Source organism: Mitsuokella jalaludinii, from assembly GCF_928722185.1.
In the GTDB taxonomy this organism is placed as follows: Bacteria; Bacillota; Negativicutes; order Selenomonadales; family Selenomonadaceae; genus Mitsuokella; species Mitsuokella jalaludinii.
The window spans coordinates 799,008-816,919 of sequence record NZ_CAKMXA010000001.1 but is presented as its reverse complement, the minus strand read 5'-3'; the positions used below and the strand labels follow the sequence as shown (position 1 = coordinate 816,919).

The following is a 17,912-nucleotide window of genomic DNA, read 5'->3' as shown; positions in this document are numbered from 1 at the left end:
CGCAGCAATGGGGATTGGATTCCGTAGAAAAATCGCATGAGAAACGTAGATGTGGTATAATAAATACAATATATGATAGGAGAGAAGTATCGTGGAGAAACGAAGTATCGACCTGGGCCGCTGCCTCGTGCGCGACGGCAAGGCGGACTGTCATCGCTGCGAGGAGATCTGCCCGCAGCGGGCCATTGCCAGCCACGCTGTGGACCAAGAAGCCTGCGACGGCTGCGGCCTCTGCACTGCCGTCTGTCCCGCGGCGGCCATTGAGGCGCCGGAGGACTACGCGGAGGCCCTCAAGAAGACGATGGCGCTCACGCCACAGGTCCTCATGTGCGGCAAGGCCAGCCCCGGCGGCGTGCACTGCCTCGGCTTCCTCGACCGCCGGCTGCTCTGGAGCTTGGCGACAAAGCGCCCGCTGAGCCTCGACATCTCACGGTGTGAATCGTGCCGTCCGGCCGTCTTTGCCTGGCTTCAGCAGGAAGTCACGGCCTGCAACGATGCACTCGCGCGGGCGGGAAAGAAGACGATTGCGCTCGTCCACGTCAAGCCGGCACCGCCGCAGCCGAAAAAGCCGCGGAAGGTCGAACGGCGCAGCTTTTTCCAAGCTCTGTTCCACTCGACGGCCGAGGGGCTGCAGGAAATAGCAGAAGCGCAGATCGAGCGGAGCTTCCGCTTCGATGCTTCGGCCTGGCTGCGGGAGCAGCAGACAGAAGCATGCGAGCTGTTCTGTGGGCTGGCGCTGCGAGACGGCTGCACGGCCTGTGGCCTCTGCACCGTCGTCTGCCCGACAGGGGCAGTCGTGCTGGAGCGCGGCGAGCATGCGGCCCTGCACTTTGCGGGGGCATCCTGCACAGGGTGCAATCTCTGTGCACTGCACTGCCCGCAGGGCGCGCTGGAACTCGTGCCGCACTTTGCAGGGCAGCGCGATTTCCCGCTGGACCGCTGACATGATGATAGGAGGGGACGATTTGATTACCGATGATTCGATTATCGTAGACGGAAATGCCAAGATCAACCTGACACTGGACATCTTGGGCAAGCGGCCAGATGGCTATCACGAGGTCGCGATGGTCATGCAGTCCATCGGACTGCACGACACGGTGAAGCTCTCGAAGATCCCGCGCGGCATCGAGCTCGTGCTCGATGTGCCGGGCCTCGAGGCTGATGAGCGGAATCTGGCCTGGCGGGCGGCGCAACTGCTGCTCGGCGGCGAAGAAACTCCGGGCGGCGTGCGCATTGAGCTCACGAAGCGCATCCCGATTGCGGCAGGCCTTGCGGGCGGCAGCGCGGATGCAGCTGCTGTGCTGCGCGGCGTCAATGCACTCTATCATCTCGGCCTGACACAGGAAGAGCTCTGTGCGTACGGTGCGAAGCTCGGCTCCGATATCCCGTTCTGCATCATGGGCGGCACGATGATGGCGACGGGGAGGGGCGAGGTCCTGGAAGCACTGAGCCCGGTGCCGCCGTTCTGGGTCGTGCTCGCCAAGCCTAAGATATCCGTTTCCACGGCCTGGGCTTACCGGAACTACGATGAGCAGGGCACAGAGGTCCACCCCGACAATGCGGCCATCCGCGAGAAAATCGCTGGCCATGACCGGGAAGGCATTGCCTCCCTGTTGTGCAATGTTCTTGAACGTGTTACTATAAAGCAGTATCCGGTCATTGCGCAGTATAAGGCCTGGATGATGGAGAAGGGCGCACTGGCCAGCATGATGTCTGGCAGCGGCCCGACTGTATTCGGGCTCTTTTCGTCAGAGAGCGAGGCACAGTCTGCAGCGGCTTACCTGGAAGAGCGTACGGACGCGGATATCTTCGTCTGCCAGACAGCAGATAAAAATCACGATGAGAATTGAGGGAAGCACATGGAACAGAGATTGTCTCCAATCAAATTAGATAGCTACCAGCCACTGCGCGAGGTGGTCTGCGAATCGTTGCGCGAGGCGATCCGCAAGGGCGTCCTCAAGCCTGGCGAGCGCATCATGGAAATCAAGCTTGCAGAAGAACTTGGCGTGAGCCGCACGCCGGTACGAGAGGCAATCCGCAAGCTGGAGCTCGAGGGATACGTCGTCATGATGCCGCGACGCGGCACGTACGTTGCGGATATGTCAATCCGTGACATCAATGAGATCTTCGAGATCCGCACGGCACTCGAATCCCTCTCGAACAGCCTGGCTGCAGAGCATATCACAGAAGATGAGCTCGAGCACCTGCAGCGCCTGCTCGTCATCATCGGCGGCTACATCAAGGAGTACGAGGAGGGCGACGACCACGAAGCGGCGATGGAGAAGATCGTCGAGACGGACATCGAGTTCCACGACCTGCTCTATCATGCGGCGCGCAACAACCGCCTCGTCGGCATCATCTCGAACCTGCGCGACCAGCTCACCCGTTTTCGCACGCTGTCGATGTCGTATCCGGGCCGCCTTGAGGCGACGCTCGATGAGCACCGCGAGATCGTCGAGGCCATCGCCAACGGCGATGAGCGCGGCGCGAGCAAGGCAGCGGAGCACCATATGGAGAACTCCGAGAAGACGCTGTTGAAGGCGATGGACATCGCGACGAGCCGCAAGGCTGCTGCGAAGGGCTCAAAGAAGAAGAAAGCGCATCCGTCCAAGCAGGACGCATGAGATACATGTTATATGAATAAGAGATGGGAGAACGATAGTATGTCAGATTTAGTAACCGTCATCCTAGCGGCCGGCAAGGGCACGCGCATGAAGTCGAAGCTGCCGAAGGTCCTGCACAAGGCGGGAGGCAAGACGATGCTGCAGCATGTCATCGATGCGGCTAAAGCTGCCGGTGCGAAGCGCAACATCGTCGTGACGGGCTTTGGCGGCGAGATGGTCCGCGAGGCCATCGGCGACCAGGCTGAGTTCGTCACGCAGACGGAGCAGCTCGGCACGGGCCATGCCGTCCTGCAGACGAAAGACCTGCTGAAGGATGAGACGGGCACGGTCATGGTGCTCTGCGGCGACACGCCTCTTTTGACGGGCGCGCTGCTCAAGAAGCTCTACGACGAGCATGTGGCAGCCGAGGCAAAGGCGACGGTCCTCACGGCCATCATGCCGGATGCGACGGGCTATGGCCGCATCATCCGCTCGGCAGACGGCTCTGTCGAGAAGATTGTCGAGCACAAGGATGCGACGGCAGAGGAGCGCGAGGTCCGCGAGGTCAACTCGGGCATCTACTGCTTTGCGGCCAAGGACCTCTTCGAGGCGCTCTCTCACGTCACGAACGACAACGCGCAGGGTGAGTACTACCTGCCGGATGTGCTCGAGATCCTCAAGAAGAAGGGCGAGAAGATCTGGGCTGTCGCCGCTGACGACTACGAGGACACGCTCGGCATCAACTCGCGCCTGCAGCTCGCCGGTGCCGAGAAGATCCTGCGCCGCCGCAAGAACGAGGAGCTCATGAGCGAGGGCGTCACGATCATGGATCCTGCGACGACGTACATCGACGATGATGTCAAGGTCGGCCGCGATACCGTCATCTACCCGATGACGTGGCTCGAGCATGGCACGGTCATCGGTGAGGAATGCGAGATCGGCCCGAATGTCCGCTTCCAGGATGTCAAGTGCGGCAACCGCGTGACAGGCCAGTTCATCTACGCGCACGAGTGCCAGATCGATGACGATGTCAAGCTCGGCCAGTTCGTCCACCTGCGCCCGAACACGCACCTCTTTGAAGGCGTCAAGATCGACAACTTCATCGAAGTCAAGAATTCGAACATCGGCAAGGGCTCGAAACTGCCGCATCTCTCTTACATCGGCGACTGCGACATGGGCGAGAATGTCAACATGGGTTGCGGCACGATCACGGTCAACTACGACGGCAAGGCCAAGCACCGCACGAAGATCGGCAACAATGCCTTCGTCGGCTGCAACTCCAACCTCGTCGCTCCTGTGACGATCGAGGATGATGCCTACATCGCAGCTGGCTCGACCATCACGAAGACGGCACCGAAGGGCAAGCTCTCGATTGCGCGCGCCCGCCAGACGGTCATTGAGAGCTGGCATGACAAGCGCGACGAGTGAGCACGCGTAAAATAAAATAAGCAAAATAAAAGGAAATATGTCCTTTTTGCGCATCCTGTGATATACTGTAAGGAGAGACGAATGGGCGGAGCCCGTCCTCTTCGAGCAATAATTTAGGTGTAAGGATTTGGAGGATTTTATCAAAATGGCTTTAGACACTGCTAACTTATGCATCCTGACCGGTAATGCAAACCCGGATCTTGCAAAGAAGATTGCCGACCACATCGGCGTCAACCTCTGTGATGCATATGTCGGTCATTTCAACAATGGTGAGACGCAGGTCATGATCAGCGAGAGCATCCGCGGCAAGGATATCTTCATCATCCAGCCGACGTCTTATCCCGTCAACGACAACCTCATGGAGCTCTTGATCATGGCAGATGCCTGCAAGCGCGCTTCGGCACACAGCATCACGGCTGTCGTCCCGTATTACGCCTATGCACGTCAGGACCGCAAGACGCGTGGCCGCGAGCCAATCTCGGCAAAGCTCGTCGCCAACCTCATGACGACGGCCGGTGTGACCCGTGTCGTGACCGTTGACCTCCATGCTGGCCAGATCCAGGGCTTCTTTGACATTCCGGTCGATCACCTGGCGGCAGCTCCGGTCATCGCGAACTACTTCCGCGCACAGAAGTTCGACGATGTCGTCGTCGTCTCCCCGGACCTCGGCGGTGTCACGCGTGCGCGCATTCTCGCTGACCACCTGCAGGCACCGATTGCCATCATCGAGAAGCGCCGTCCGAAACCGGGCTGCGCAGAGGTCATGAACCTCATCGGCGATGTCGAGGGCAAGACGGCCGTCATCATCGACGATATTGTCGATACGGCAGGCTCCCTCTGCGAAGGCGCCCGTGCCCTCGAGAAGCGCGGTGCAAAGCGCATCTTTGCTTCGTGCTCGCATGCCATCCTCTCGGACCCGGCTGTCCAGCGCATCAACGAGTCCCCAATCGAGAAGCTCGTCATCACGGATACGATCCCGCTGCCGCCGGAGAAGCAGTCCGACAAGTTCGTCGTCCTGTCGCTTGCCGACGCACTCGGTGATGTCATGATGCGCATCCAGAGCCACCGCTCGGTCAGCCAGCTTTTTCGCTAAGATCCGCGCGTCCTTCAAGGACAGACCGTAAAAAGAAAGAGAGCCTTTGTTGAGGCTCTCTTTTGCTATGTGATCTTTTACTATCTGGAGAAGGTGATGTAACTTGGAACAGAGTCTCGAACAAGGGAAGAAGAGCGTGACAGACCTCTTCATCCGCCATTTCGGCTTCTGGCCGCAGCTCTCTGACCGAGAGAGAGCGCTCCTGAACACCCACACGCATGCTGTCCGCTACAAGCGCGGCACGCAGGTCCATCGCGGGCCATTCGACTGCATCGGCGTCATGCTGATCAAGAGAGGCCAGCTGCGCGTCTACACGCTGTCGGAGGATGGCCGCGATGTGACGCTCTACCGTCTGTTTGCCGATGACATCGGCATCCTGTCAGCTGCCTGCACGCTCGATGCCGTGACGTTTGATGTTTACATCGATGCAGAGGAGGACACTGAGGTGCTGCTGACGGATGCCTCTGCCTTCCGCAAGCTGTCAGAGGGGAACATCTACGTGCGCTGCTTTGCCTACGAGCTTGCCTCGAAGCGCCTGTCAGACATGCTCTGGAAGCTGCAGCAGGTGCTCTTCCTTTCAGCTGATCGCCGCTTCGCCATCTTTCTGCTTGAAGAGAGCGAAAAGCGGAAGAGCGATGTCATCCGGCTGACTCATGAACAGATGGCCCGCTATATGGGAACGGCCCGCGAGGTCGTCACCCGCCTGATCAAGTACTTCAACCAGGAGGGATGGACCACGTCGGGCCGCGGCTATCTGCATATTGAAGATGGCGAGGCGCTCCGCCGTCTCGCCGGAACCTACTGAGGCCTGTGTTCCTTCAGCCGATCAGTTCTTCGACCTTCTCCTTTGGCACGAGGCCGATGGATTCATTGACCTTCGCGCCGTTCTTGAAGACGATCAGCGTCGGGATGCTCATGATGCCGAACTGCTGGGCGAGTTCGGGCTGCTCGTCGACATTGATCTTGCCGACCTTGACTTCCGGATGCTCGCTTGCGACGGCGTCGACAATCGGAGAGAGCATGCGGCACGGACCGCACCACGTCGCCCAGAAGTCGACGAGGACCGTGCCATCTGCTTTCACGACTTCGCTGTCGAAATTCTCTTTGGTAATCACAATTGCTGCCATGATAGGGGAACCTCCTTGCCTAGTATGGTTCTATAGGAGCCATATGAAAAAAGTATCGTGTCTCATCAAGGGGAACGTACTGCCTTCTTCGGTGCACGTTCCCTTGGTTTTTCTCCAGTATAGCAGGGAAACGGCGCTTTTTCCGTGACTTGCTCACAGTTTCCGCACGCTGTTTATCGCGTGTTTAAGTTGGGCTTCTATACTATAAGAAGATTTGCAGCAGGCAGAGCCGTCTTTATCCGGAAATTTCCATGCACAGAAGGGGTAGCTGTGCTATAATGGGCATACTGCCGTGAGCGAAATGCGGTAATGGACATTAAGGTATTACAGGAGGCAAAAAGAAAGTGGATCTAAGTATAGCGGATTTACTCAAGACCATCATTCTCGGCATCGTGGAGGGTCTTACGGAGTGGCTGCCGGTATCGAGTACGGGCCATATGATTCTTGTCGATGAGTTCATCAAGCTCGATGTCAGCAAGGCGTTCATGGACATGTTCCTCGTCGTCATCCAGCTCGGCGCCATCATGGCCGTCGTCGTGCTGAGTTTCGAGAAGCTCAACCCGTTCTCTTCGTGGAAGACGCGCCAGGAGAAGCGTGATACGGTGCAGCTCTGGATGAAGGTCATCGTGGCATGCATCCCTGCGGCAGTCATCGGCCTGCTCTTCAACAAGTACATGGAAGAGCACTTCATGACGGCGCCGGTCGTCGCGACGACGCTGATTTTCTACGGCATCATGTTCATCATCGTCGAGAACTACAACAAGCATCGCCGCCCGGCTATCACGGACCTGCGGCGTCTCGACTACAAGACAGCCCTGATCATCGGCATCTTCCAGGTGCTCTCGCTCGTGCCGGGCACGAGCCGCTCTGGCGCGACGATCCTCGGCGGCCTGCTCTTCGGCGCGAGTCGCACGGTGGCTGCGGAGTTCACGTTCTTCCTGGCCATCCCGGTCATGTTCGGTGCGAGTGCGCTGAAGATGGTCAAGTTCGGCTTCCACTACACGGGTGCGGAGATCCTTATCCTGGTCGTCGGCATGGTCACGGCCTTCATTGTCTCCGTCCTGTCCATTAAGTTCCTCATGCGCTATATCAAGACGAATGACTTCAAGGCATTCGGCTGGTACCGCATCGTGCTCGGCATCATCGTGCTCATCTACCTGTTCATGGTAGGGGATCCGACGGCGAACGATTGATATTCCTCCTGGGCCTCTGGCCCAGGAGTTTTTGTTTTTTGTCTTTCAAAGGCAGATGTGATACACTGGAAAGACGAAGATTAGAGTAAAGAGAACGATACAGGAGATCGATTGCACTATGAAAATCATTGCAGGTCTTGGCAACCCCGGTGCGGAGTATGCGAAGACAAGACATAATGTCGGCTTCATGTTCGTCGACGCGCTGGCGGATGCGCTGGGGCTCTCGGCGTCAGACTGGAAGGACAAGTTCGACGCGAAGGTCGCGGATGCGCGCATCGGCACCGAGAAGGTCGTGCTCGTCAAGCCGCAGACCTATATGAATGAGAGCGGACGTGCCATCGGCCCGTTGATGAACTGGTACAAGCTCGAGCCCGAAGACCTCATCGTCGCGCACGACGACATGGACATCCCCGCCGGCACAATCCGCATCCGCAAGAAGGGCAGTGCGGGCGGCCACAACGGCATCAAGTCCGTTCTCGCGCATGTCGGTGACGAGCACTTCGCGCGCGTGCGCATCGGCATTGGCCGCCCGTTGCCGGGCTGGACTGTCGTCAACCACGTTCTCGCTGCCTTCCCGGAGGAGGACCAGCCAAAGATCCGCGAGGCCATCGACTACCTGATCCCTGCGGTGGAGTGCATCGTGACGCACGATGTCGATATGGCAATGAACCAGTTCAACCCCAAGAAGAAGAAAAAGGCCAAGAAGGCACAGGCTGCAGAAGCGAGCGAAGGAGCAGAAAGAAAGGCAAGGGAGGAACATCATGAGCAAGCAGAATGAGGCCATCACGGCCGTTTATGCCGATGAGGACGGCAACATCCTCGATGCGCCGGGCATGCGTGGCATGGGTCGCACGGGCCGCATGAATGTCCTGCTGAAGCCTGAGGACCTCATTCCGCTGCCGGAGAGTGCGGACCTCATGCTGCTGCCCGACCGCCTGGCCGTCGGCCAGAGCGCGGACGGTGAGACGATGCCAATCAGCGGCCTCGCCGTGGCCGCCATCCTGCCGGCAGGCTACACGCGCCTCTACATGCCAGCCTACGAGCGGGCAGAGGAGGCACAGCGCCTACCGCTCTACGGCTACACGGCTGTTGTCGTCTATCGCGATGAGCTCTACTGTGCGGCCGTCTACACGGATGAGAACGAGAAGTGGGACCCGGTCCACTACAACACGAAGGAACTCGCGAAACTCGTTAAGCGCACGAAGAAGGACCTGCCCGGCAACCGCATCGTCGAGCAGGTCGGCGGCTGCTCTTTGAAGTGGCACTGCTGCACGGCGCAGAACCTCTTCTACCGCCGCTGGGAGTGCGGCATCCCGACATCGCCGGTCTGCAACGCGAACTGCTTCGGCTGCATCTCACTGCAGCCGGCCGAGTGCTGCCCGTCGCCGCAGGAGCGCATCAAGTTCCGCCCGACGCCAGAGGAAATCGCCGAGGTCGGCATCTACCACCTCTCGGTGGCGCCGGATGGCATCATCAGCTTCGGCCAGGGCTGTGAGGGCGAGCCATCGCTGGCGGCTGACAACATCGCGGCGGGCATCAAGCTCATCCGCGCGAAGACGAAGAAGGGCCAGATCAACATGAACTCCAATGCGGGCTGGACCGAGGGCATCAAGAAGATCGTCGATGCCGGTCTCGATTCGCTGCGCGTCTCCATCATCAGCGCGCGCGAGGAAGGTTACGACGCTTACTATCGCGCGAGCTACCACCTCGCCGATGTCAAGGCATCCATCCGCTATGCGCTCGACCACGGCGTCTACGTCTCGTTGAACCTGCTTTACTTCCCGGGATTCAACGACCGCGAGGAGGAACTCGCTGCCTGGCAGGAATTCTTCCGCGAGCTGCCCGTGCAGATGATCCAGGTGCGCAACCTCAACATCGACCCGGATGCCTTCCTCGACATCATGCCGGAGCCGCAGGGCAAGATTCTCGGCACGCGCCGCTTCATCGCTGCGCTCCACGAGGAATTCCCGCAGCTCGTCATCGGCAGCTTCAGCCACTATGTCGAAGCATGAGAGAGGGCTGTGCCTCACAGGTGTGTAACAAATGGTACGACAAAACGGTGCTTGCTGTACTATACTAGTCTCATGCATACGGAATCAACATGATGATACGATAGATAATGTACGGATAGTGTAAGGAGCAATCTCGATGAAAGAACTCGATCTGAAGAAAAGCGTAGCGGAGCTCGTCCGCGAATACCCAGAACTCAAGGAAATCCTCGCGGAAATCGGCTTTCAAGACATCATGAAGCCCGCTGCCCTGAAGCTCATGGGCAGCATCATGACGCTGCCGCGCGGCGCTGTCGTCAAGGGCATCCCGATGGAGAAGATCCGCGCAGCGCTCGAGGCGAAGGGCTTTGTCCTGAAGGGCGCTGAGCAACAGGCGCGCCAGGCCATGCTGCGCGAGTACATCGCGCGACTCAATGGCGGCGAATCGCTTGAATCGGTGCGCGCCGATTTCGTGCGCCACTTCGAGGACGTCAAGGCCGAGGAGATTGCGGAGGCAGAGCAGGACCTCATCAAGGGCGGCGTACCACTGAAGGATGTCCAGCGCCTCTGCGACGTCCACTCCGCGCTGTTCCACGACTGCGCGGAGAGCGGCAGGGACGAGGAGCAGACAGCGCTGCGCAAGACGGCTGAGAAGACGCACGTTGCAGCGGCCTTCCTGACGGCAGACGACTTGCCCGAGGGCCATCCGCTGAGCCTGCTGCGCCTCGAGAATGACGCACTTGTCCGCCACCTCGACGCCATCCACCACGAGATGGTCGGCGGGGAGGATGCGGCAAAGCTCACGGGGCTCATCGCCGCGCTCAACGCCGTGCGCTCGCACTATGCCAAGAAGGAGGAACTCTTGATGCCGCTGCTCTACGACTACGGTGTCACGGGACCCTCACAGGTCATGTGGGGCGTCGACGATGAGATCAAGCGCGAGCTCGGCGTCATCACGAAGGCACTCAAGGCGGACAGCGAGAACTATCCGCTCTACAAGGGCCGCATCGAGCCGCTCTGCGCGCGCATCCGCGAGATGGTCTTCAAGGAAGACCGCATCCTCTTCCCGCTCTCCCTGCGCTATCTGACGCAGGAACAGTGGTTCATGGTCTACCGCGACCTCTTCGAGATGGGCATGGCCTTCGTCGATGTCGAGACGATGCCGCGCTGGCCAGAGGGTGACGCGTGGATGGAGAAGCAGTCGGTAGCCGACAGACAGCCGGAGATTCTCGAGGGCAAGGTCAAGCTGCCGACGGGCGAGCTCACGTTGCGTCAGCTCCAGGGCATCCTGAAGCTTCTCGATGTCGACATCACCTTCATCGACAAGGATGACATCCTGCGCTATTTCCTCAACGAGGGCAAGGTCTTCTCGCGTCCGCTCTCGGCGCTCGGGCGCGAGGTCTACAGCTGCCATCCGCCCGAGATCATCCCCGTTGTGCGCCAGATGATACTCGACTTCAAGGCGAAGAAGCGCACTCAGATGGAGATCTATCGCCGCATCATGGGCCGCCCTGTCGGCGTCCGCTACATGGCCGTCTACGATGACGATGGCGAGTACCTGGGTACGGTCGAATTCGTCCAGGACTTCCAGAAGGCTCTCGATAAATTCCAGAAGTGATTTTCTGATTTCCGCAGATGATAGGAGACAGAAAGGCAAAAGCCAGTTTCTCACAGAAGAGAAGCTGGCTTTTCTTGTAATTTTCACACATTTCTTGTATAATGGGAATAACGATAGAACATGTATATCGATTCAAAAGAATCTGGAGGCGATTATGATGATCAGACCGATTCCCTTCAATATCCGTGAGAATGCTGAGCGAGGCCGTGAGGTCCTCGAGAAGGCACTCGACTTCATGACGGAGCAGCCGTGCAATCCGCTCGGCCGCGTCAGTGGGGCACTTTCGTCGTTCCGCGTCGATGTCATCGACACGCCGGACCGCTATGAGATTTTCGCCGAGCTGCCGGGATTCCACAAGGAGCAGATCACGGTGTCGTATGACGATGGCACGGGCTACCTGACGATTAAGGCAGAGCGCCCGGAAGTGGACATGGATGTCAAGTACATCTGCCGCGAGCGCCGCACGGGCACCTTCGAGCGCACCTTCGAGATTGACGGCATCGTCAAGGATGAAGTCTCCGTCTCGTTCGAGGACGGCGTGCTTCACATCGTCCTGCCGAAAGAGCCGGCAGAGACGAATAAGACCGTATTCGATATCCAGTGAGATTCCCGCGGGCTGCCCGACGGGACAAGAGGAGAGATGTCTTTGTTTGCCAATCCATCGATGGAACAGATTGCGCCCGAGGAGCTGCGGGCGCTGCAGGAGAAGCGCCTGCAGAAGCAGTTGCGCTGGGCCGCGGAGAAGAGCGCGCATTACCGCGAGGCGTTTGCCGAGCGGGGCATGAACGGCCAGTCGCTGAAGGAGTTGAAGGAGACGGGTGCGCTTCAGGCCTTGCCGCTGCTCAGCGCCGCTGATTTTGCGGGCCGGAAATCATTCGACTTCCTGACGATGCCGCTCTCGAGCCTGCTGCGCATCTCGCAGATGCGGGCGGCAAGTGGCGAGGGGGCGCCGTTCGTCCACTTTGCGACGAATGGCGATATCGCGCACCGCATCGAACTGGTGACGCGGAGCCTCGTGGCCTGCGGCCTGCACAATGCCGCGCTTGCAGCCGTGCTCGGCGATGGCGCAGACAGCCGCATCATGGATGTCCACTATGCGCTCGAGTTCATCGGCGCGGCCACCATGATGCTTGGCACTGAGCCGGAGCGATGGGCAGAGCAGCTGGATCTCGTGACGCCGGAGACGCTCATCGGTACGCCTGAGCGCCTGCTTGCACTCGATGATGCCCTGCTGCAGCGCGGCAGCGGCCTCAGCGAACTGCCGCTCTCGCGCATCATCTTCCTGCATGAGAGCGCGCCGAGCGCTGAGCTCGCCGCGTCGCTGCAGGCGATGACGTCGGCCAGGGTCTATCACATGCTGGCCCTGCCGGAGCTCGGCACGGCGGCGCCTTTTTTGCCCTGTGAGCCTGGTGAGCTGGCCTTTCACCTCCAGGAAGATTTCGTGCTGGGCGAGGTCATCGACCCGCAGACCGGAGAGCCGGCAGAGGCAGCCGGTGAGCTCGTCCTGACGACTCTGCTGGCGGAGGCCATGCCGCTCGTGCGCCTGCGCACGGGCCTCTATGTCGAGCCGATTCCTGCGCCTTGCACCTGTGGCCGCACGATGCGCCGCTTCCGCCTTGTCCTGCCTTGAGGCAGTCTCTCGAGGTGTTGCATTTTGTGATGAATTCTGATAAACTGATAGAGAAGCTTGCTTCTGCAGGTAAAAACCGCATAAAAGACGATTCACTAGGGGAGCCATCTGGCTGAGAGGAGTATTCCGACCCTTGGAACCTGTTGGGTTAAGACCTGCGTAGGGAAGTGACAGAGCATATCTTGCCGTCCGGTACGCCGGGCGGCTTTTGTTTTTCAGGAGGTATTGTTACATGGCGACACAAATGCAGCAGGCCCGTGAGGGCCGCATCACCGATGCGATGAAGATTGTAGCACAGGAGGAGCACATCCCTGTCGAGACAATCCGCGAGCGCGTGGCAAACGGCACGATTGCCATCTGCGCGAATGTCAATCACGAGAACCTGCGCCCGCGCGGCGTCGGCGAGGGACTGCGCGTCAAGGTCAATGCGAACATCGGCACGTCGAGTACGTTCCCGGACATCGAGCCGGAGCTCGAGAAACTCGATGAGGCCGTGCGCTGCGGCGCCGACGCTGTCATGGATCTCTCGACGGGCAACAACATCGACATCTCGCGTCAGCGCATCATCGAGCATTCGCCGATTATGGTCGGCACGGTGCCTTTGTATCAGGCGACGGTGCGCTCCATCCGCGAGCACGGCGCCGTCGTCGAGATGACGGATGACGACATCCTCGAGACGATCGAGCAGCAGGCCAAGGACGGCGCGGACTTCATGACGCTGCACTGCGGTGTCACGCGCAGCGCCATCGAGCGCATGCGCCGCCAGGGCCGCATCATGGACATCGTGAGCCGCGGCGGCTCCTTCATCGCGGGCTGGATGCTGCACAACGAGATGGAGAACCCGCTCTACGAGCACTACGACGACATCCTCGACATCTGCGAGAAGTACGATGTGACCATCAGCCTCGGCGACGGCATGCGTCCGGGCTGCACGGCCGATGCGACGGACCGCGGCCAGCTCACGGAGCTCATCACGCTCGGCGAGCTCGTGGACCGCGCCTGGAAGCGCGGCGTCCAGGTCATGGTCGAGGGGCCGGGCCACGTGCCGTACGATCAGATTGAGGCGAACATGAAGCTCGAGAAGCGCCTCTGCCGCCACGCGCCGTTCTATGTGCTTGGACCTCTTGTAACGGATATCGCACCGGGCTATGACCACATCACGGCGGCCATCGGCGGCACGCTCGCCGCTGTCTCCGGCGCGGACTTCCTCTGCTACGTCACCCCGGCCGAGCACCTGGCGCTGCCGACGATCGAGGATGTCCACACGGGCGTCATCACGAGCCGCATCGCCGCCCATGCCGCTGACCTCGTGCGCGGCGTGCCGGGTGCGCGCGAATGGGACCTCGAGATGGCCAAGGCGCGCAAAGTCCTCGACTGGAACCGCCAGATGGAACTCGCCATCGATCCAGAGCTCGCCAAGAAGAAGCGCGGCGCCCGCAATCCGGCTGACGAAGGTGCTTGCTCGATGTGCGGCGACTACTGCGCTGTCGAGATCATCAACAAGTACTTCCACAAAGAGAACTGCCCGTGTCAGGACTGATTTGAATCTTCGGTACCCGCTGTGTTCGTTTATCACGATTTACCGCATATGAAAAAGCTGCTGCCTGATTGCTGGGCAGCAGCTTTTTCGTAGGTGCATCTGCAAATTATTTGATTTTGTTGAGGCGGTCGGCGAGTTTCTGGGCCGATTCGTCGTCGTAGGTGCAGGTCATGATGGGCTGTACGCCGAGCATGACCGTCTTGCCGTCGACATAGGCGGCGTCCTTGTTGTGACCGTTGTGGTAGGCCGCCGCGAGATTGCCGACGACGAAGTAGGAGCGCTCAGCACTAGACATATCACCGAGGGCAGCTGGCGTGACGAAGTCCTTGCCGTTGACCTTGACCGTGCCGTCCTTGACTGTCACGTGCTTGTTGCTGTACTCGTAGAGCTTCTTAGCATAGGCGTCGCGGCGGTCGCCGTCCGATGGATGGTCGGAGAGGAATTGCTGCATCACGTTTTCCTGTCCTTTGGACTTATCCATGACGCGCTGCCAGACCGCGGCACACGCGCCGGGGTTGTAGTTGGAGTGGGTGATGTACTCGAAGGCCAGCGCATCTGCCTCGCGCTCCATCGGCTTCGTGATATTGCGGTTGTTGATGACGTTCGCCACGATGACGCCGAGGTCCGTGCCCGTCGCCGCGCCGAGGATTGACATGTTGAGGCTGCGACGCGCACCTTTTGCAGGATGGTCTTTTTGCCCATGCCCCATCTCATGCCCGAGCACGACAGCAATTTCGTCGTCGTTCGTCAGGACGCTGAAGAGCCCTGTGTTGATGCTCATGTTGTGGCCGAGCGTGCAGAAGGCATTGAAGCTCTTGTCCTGATTGATGAAGTAGTTGTAGGGCTTGTCGTAGATCGTCGGATCGACCGCGCCGATTGCTGCCGTCAGGTTCGCCATAATGGTGTCGATCTTGTTGTTGTAGTAGGTGTTGTAGTTGACGCCGTACTGCTTCTTCATCTCCTCGAAGAACTCCTGGCGGCCTTCTTCGGAGTCATTGTACTTCTTGAGGAACGCTGTGAGCTGTGCATGCGCTGCCGCGCCCTGAATGCCAGCGCCGATGATGCTTCCCCACCCAAACTCCGCATGGGCGACTGGTGCCGGGGCGAGCCCGTACGCGCCGGGAATCATGATCATACCCGCTGCGAGGACGGAGACGATTCGTTTCTGCAAGGATTTCTTGATTTTCATAATGCTCATCCTTCCACTGCTGAGGTGCTATGCCATCAAACTGTCTTGAAAATGTATCCTCTGGATCTTGCTTGTTCACTTTTATTATAGGGAGAATAGTGAGAAAAAACAAGATAAAGGCGGAAGATGCATACCGTGATTTGCAGAAAATTTTATGACAGGAAGGTAAATCGTCGAAAGATAGCGAATCCTTAAGCAAAGAGGGTGATTCCTCGTGTATTGTGCCATCAATCAGGAATGAGGTGTTTCATATGCTGGTGAAAGATATCATGACGAAGGATGTCGTTACGGTCAAGAAGGAGGCGTCGATCCGCGAGATCGCGCAGACGATCGTGGATCACGATGTCTCGGGTCTGCCGGTCATGGATGATGACGGCACGGTCTGCGGCATTGTCAGCGAGGGCGACCTCGTGCGTAAGGAGTTTGCGCCGGAGCTGCCGGATGAGCTCTGCATCCTCGGCGCGGTCATCTACTACTCGGGCCTGCGCGAGTACCAGGACGCCTTCCGCAAGATCGCGGCCATCTCGGCAGAGCAGCTCATGACGAAGAAGATCATCTCCGTTAAGGCAGACGATGATGTCAGCGAGGTGGCGAAGATCCTCTACAACAAGCATGTCAAGCGCGTGCCTGTGCTCGACGAGAAGAAGCATCTGCTCGGCATCGTCAGCCGCCGCGACATCGTCAAGATGATGCTCGCGTGATTCCCTCTGCCGCTTCATCAAGGCCGGCCTCCGTGATTTTGGCGGAGGCCGGCTTTTCCTTGTCCTCTCATTTTCTTTGCTGCATGCTCTTCTTGACAGAAATATTTTCACAGCATCTCTCCAGCGCGATGAGTTTTCTTGACACTAAAGGAAAAAATCTGTAAGATAGAAAGGTATAGTTATGTCACAACTACCGATATAAATATGCATGAAAGCAAAAAAACGAAAAGGGGGGTGAATATTATCGTTACAATAATATTAGCGGTAATAGTAGCAGCATTCGTCGGCGCGAGTGTCGGCTACGTCATGCGCAAGCGCACGGCGGAGTCGCAGATCGGCTCGGCGGAAGCTGAAGCAAAACGGATTGTAGATGATGCAGCCCAGCGTGGCGAGACGAAGAAGAAAGAAGCTCTGCTCGAGGCGAAGGAAGACATCCATCGCCTGCGCCAGGAACTCGACCGTGAGACGAAAGAACGTCGCTCGGAACTCCAGCGCCAGGAGCGCCGCGTCGTCCAGAAAGAGGAGAACCTCGACCGCAAGCTCGATTCCATCGAGAAGCGCGAAGAATCCTTGTCGCGTAAGGAAGCGCGCCTCGACAAGAGCCAGGCTGCCGTCAATGAGATGCACGAGCAGCAGAAGGCAGAGCTCGAGCGCATCTCGGGCCTGACGGCAGAGGAAGCCCGCACGACTCTCATGGCAGAGGCAGAGGAAGAGCTCAAGCACGAGAAGGCCATGAAGATCAAGGAGTACGAGCAGCAGGTGAAGGATGAGTCGGACAAGAAGGCTCGCGAAATCCTCTCGACGGCCATCCAGCGCTGCGCTGCCGACCACGTCGCCGAGACGACCGTCTCTGTCGTCGCTCTGCCGAACGATGAGATGAAGGGGCGCATCATCGGCCGCGAGGGCCGTAACATCCGCACGCTCGAGACGCTGACAGGCATCGACCTCATCATCGACGACACGCCGGAAGCTGTCATCTTGTCGGGCTTCGACCCGGTGCGCCGCGAAATCGCTCGCATTGCGCTTGAGAAGCTCATCCAGGACGGCCGCATCCATCCAGCCCGCATCGAGGAGATGGTCGAGAAGGCGAAACGCGAAGTCGACCAGCGCATCAAGGAAGCCGGCGAGCAGGCGACGTTCGAGACGGGCGTCCACGGACTCCATCCGGAGCTCGTCCGTCTGCTCGGCCGCCTGCGCTACCGCACGAGCTACGGCCAGAACGTGCTCAATCATTCCATCGAAGTCGCGCACCTCGCCGGTGTCATGGCAGCTGAGCTCGGCTGTGATGTCATGCTCGCGAAGCGCGGCGGTCTGCTGCACGATATTGGCAAGGCCATCGACCACGAGGTCGAGGGTTCGCATACGACCATCGGTGCCGATATCGCCCGCAAGTACCGCGAGTCGAAAGACGTCATCAATGCGATCCTCTCGCATCACGGTGATGTCGAAGCGACGAGCGTCGAATCGGTTCTCGTGTCGGCTGCTGACGCTGTTTCAGCAGCGCGTCCGGGCGCACGCCGCGAGAGCCTTGAGTCATATCTCAAGCGCCTCAAGAGCCTTGAGGGAATTGCCGAATCCTTCGACGGCGTCGAGCGCTGCTTTGCCATCCAGGCAGGCCGCGAGATCCGTGTCATGGTCAAGCCGGACAAGGTTGACGATGCGGAGGCCGCGGCACTCGCTCATAACATTGTCAAGAAGATCGAAGACGAGCTCGAGTATCCGGGGCAGATTAAGGCCACGGTCATCCGCGAGACGCGCGTCGTCGATTATGCAAAATAAACGGTTCTGCTGTACTGAGGGTG

Annotated in this window: 17 protein-coding genes and 1 riboswitch; of the genes, 15 read left to right on the top strand and 2 right to left on the bottom strand. The window is 59.1% G+C overall.

Going from position 1 to position 17,912, the window contains the following annotated elements; genetic code table 11:
- The first annotated feature begins 91 nt into the window (after positions 1-91).
- From QDI87_RS03770 to QDI87_RS03745, 6 genes are all read left to right on the top strand, one after another.
- Positions 92-943, top strand: a complete 852-nt coding sequence (locus tag QDI87_RS03770) for a 4Fe-4S binding protein (RefSeq protein WP_036378522.1) — start codon at positions 92-94, stop codon at positions 941-943.
- A gap of 22 nt (positions 944-965) precedes the next feature.
- A complete protein-coding gene (gene ispE / locus QDI87_RS03765) occupies positions 966-1,850 on the top strand; it encodes a 4-(cytidine 5'-diphospho)-2-C-methyl-D-erythritol kinase (RefSeq protein WP_248617188.1) in 885 nt (294 codons plus the stop codon).
- Between the two features lie 9 nt (positions 1,851-1,859).
- Positions 1,860-2,624 (top strand): GntR family transcriptional regulator, encoded by a 765-nt coding sequence (locus QDI87_RS03760; RefSeq protein ID WP_036378523.1) that lies wholly within the window; start codon positions 1,860-1,862, stop codon positions 2,622-2,624.
- A 39-nt stretch (positions 2,625-2,663) separates the two neighbouring features.
- Positions 2,664-4,031 carry a bifunctional UDP-N-acetylglucosamine diphosphorylase/glucosamine-1-phosphate N-acetyltransferase GlmU gene (glmU, locus tag QDI87_RS03755; protein WP_036378524.1) on the top strand — a complete coding sequence of 456 codons (1,368 nt, stop codon included), beginning with the start codon at positions 2,664-2,666 and terminating at the stop codon, positions 4,029-4,031.
- Positions 4,032-4,176: 145 nt separating this feature from the next.
- On the top strand, positions 4,177-5,124 hold the full coding sequence (locus tag QDI87_RS03750; RefSeq protein ID WP_036378525.1) for a ribose-phosphate diphosphokinase: 948 nt from the start codon (positions 4,177-4,179) through the stop codon (positions 5,122-5,124).
- A 103-nt stretch (positions 5,125-5,227) separates the two neighbouring features.
- Entirely contained in the window at positions 5,228-5,929 is a 702-nt protein-coding gene (locus QDI87_RS03745; protein ID WP_155948134.1) for a Crp/Fnr family transcriptional regulator, read from the top strand.
- A 13-nt stretch (positions 5,930-5,942) separates the two neighbouring features.
- Here the strand turns inward: QDI87_RS03745 and trxA are convergent, their stop codons facing one another.
- Entirely contained in the window at positions 5,943-6,251 is a 309-nt protein-coding gene (gene trxA, locus QDI87_RS03740) for a thioredoxin (RefSeq protein ID WP_036378526.1), read from the bottom strand.
- 344 nt (positions 6,252-6,595) lie between these two features.
- On the opposite strand from trxA, the gene QDI87_RS03735 reads away from it, so the two are divergent.
- The 7 genes from QDI87_RS03735 to thiC all read left to right on the top strand — a co-directional run bounded on the left by QDI87_RS03735 (position 6,596) and on the right by thiC (position 14,220).
- The gene (locus tag QDI87_RS03735) at positions 6,596-7,444 is read left to right on the top strand and encodes an undecaprenyl-diphosphate phosphatase (protein WP_036378527.1); all 849 of its coding nucleotides are present in this window, start codon (positions 6,596-6,598) and stop codon (positions 7,442-7,444) included.
- A gap of 118 nt (positions 7,445-7,562) precedes the next feature.
- A complete protein-coding gene (gene pth, locus QDI87_RS03730; protein WP_278742267.1) occupies positions 7,563-8,222 on the top strand; it encodes an aminoacyl-tRNA hydrolase in 660 nt (219 codons plus the stop codon).
- Entirely contained in the window at positions 8,206-9,456 is a 1,251-nt protein-coding gene (locus tag QDI87_RS03725) for a radical SAM protein (protein ID WP_036377838.1), read from the top strand. The genes pth and QDI87_RS03725 overlap by 17 nt, the downstream gene beginning before the upstream one ends.
- Before the next feature lie 136 nt (positions 9,457-9,592).
- On the top strand, positions 9,593-11,050 hold the full coding sequence (locus QDI87_RS03720; protein ID WP_278742266.1) for a DUF438 domain-containing protein: 1,458 nt from the start codon (positions 9,593-9,595) through the stop codon (positions 11,048-11,050).
- Between the two features lie 157 nt (positions 11,051-11,207).
- The gene (locus QDI87_RS03715; RefSeq protein ID WP_036377842.1) at positions 11,208-11,654 is read left to right on the top strand and encodes an Hsp20/alpha crystallin family protein; all 447 of its coding nucleotides are present in this window, start codon (positions 11,208-11,210) and stop codon (positions 11,652-11,654) included.
- A gap of 42 nt (positions 11,655-11,696) precedes the next feature.
- Positions 11,697-12,680, top strand: a complete 984-nt coding sequence (locus QDI87_RS03710; protein ID WP_278519662.1) for a phenylacetate--CoA ligase family protein — start codon at positions 11,697-11,699, stop codon at positions 12,678-12,680.
- Between the two features lie 87 nt (positions 12,681-12,767).
- Positions 12,768-12,863: riboswitch (TPP riboswitch) on the top strand.
- A gap of 49 nt (positions 12,864-12,912) precedes the next feature.
- Positions 12,913-14,220, top strand: a complete 1,308-nt coding sequence (thiC, locus tag QDI87_RS03705) for a phosphomethylpyrimidine synthase ThiC (protein ID WP_278519660.1) — start codon at positions 12,913-12,915, stop codon at positions 14,218-14,220.
- 106 nt (positions 14,221-14,326) lie between these two features.
- Here thiC and QDI87_RS03700 read toward each other — a convergent pair whose 3' ends face one another.
- Positions 14,327-15,409 (bottom strand): M48 family metallopeptidase, encoded by a 1,083-nt coding sequence (locus QDI87_RS03700; RefSeq protein WP_255240463.1) that lies wholly within the window; start codon positions 15,407-15,409, stop codon positions 14,327-14,329.
- Between the two features lie 251 nt (positions 15,410-15,660).
- On the opposite strand from QDI87_RS03700, the gene QDI87_RS03695 reads away from it, so the two are divergent.
- A complete protein-coding gene (locus tag QDI87_RS03695) occupies positions 15,661-16,110 on the top strand; it encodes a CBS domain-containing protein (RefSeq protein WP_255240462.1) in 450 nt (149 codons plus the stop codon).
- Between the two features lie 204 nt (positions 16,111-16,314).
- Positions 16,315-17,889, top strand: a complete 1,575-nt coding sequence (gene rny, locus QDI87_RS03690) for a ribonuclease Y (RefSeq protein WP_051652249.1) — start codon at positions 16,315-16,317, stop codon at positions 17,887-17,889.
- Positions 17,890-17,912 lie beyond the last annotated feature (23 nt).

Excerpts from the sequence above, each read along its gene's own strand:
- QDI87_RS03760 (WP_036378523.1), top strand. The coding sequence starts at position 1,860 with ATGGAACAGAGATTGTCTCCAATCAAATTAGATAGCTACCAGCCACTG.
- glmU (WP_036378524.1), top strand. The coding sequence starts at position 2,664 with ATGTCAGATTTAGTAACCGTCATCCTAGCGGCCGGCAAGGGCACGCGC.
- QDI87_RS03750 (WP_036378525.1), top strand. The coding sequence starts at position 4,177 with ATGGCTTTAGACACTGCTAACTTATGCATCCTGACCGGTAATGCAAAC.
- trxA (WP_036378526.1), bottom strand. The coding sequence starts at position 6,251 with ATGGCAGCAATTGTGATTACCAAAGAGAATTTCGACAGCGAAGTCGTG.
- pth (WP_278742267.1), top strand. The coding sequence starts at position 7,563 with ATGAAAATCATTGCAGGTCTTGGCAACCCCGGTGCGGAGTATGCGAAG.
- QDI87_RS03725 (WP_036377838.1), top strand. The coding sequence starts at position 8,206 with ATGAGCAAGCAGAATGAGGCCATCACGGCCGTTTATGCCGATGAGGAC.
- QDI87_RS03720 (WP_278742266.1), top strand. The coding sequence starts at position 9,593 with ATGAAAGAACTCGATCTGAAGAAAAGCGTAGCGGAGCTCGTCCGCGAA.
- QDI87_RS03715 (WP_036377842.1), top strand. The coding sequence starts at position 11,208 with ATGATCAGACCGATTCCCTTCAATATCCGTGAGAATGCTGAGCGAGGC.
- thiC (WP_278519660.1), top strand. The coding sequence starts at position 12,913 with ATGGCGACACAAATGCAGCAGGCCCGTGAGGGCCGCATCACCGATGCG.
- QDI87_RS03700 (WP_255240463.1), bottom strand. The coding sequence starts at position 15,409 with ATGAAAATCAAGAAATCCTTGCAGAAACGAATCGTCTCCGTCCTCGCA.
- QDI87_RS03695 (WP_255240462.1), top strand. The coding sequence starts at position 15,661 with ATGCTGGTGAAAGATATCATGACGAAGGATGTCGTTACGGTCAAGAAG.
- rny (WP_051652249.1), top strand. The coding sequence starts at position 16,315 with ATGCATGAAAGCAAAAAAACGAAAAGGGGGGTGAATATTATCGTTACA.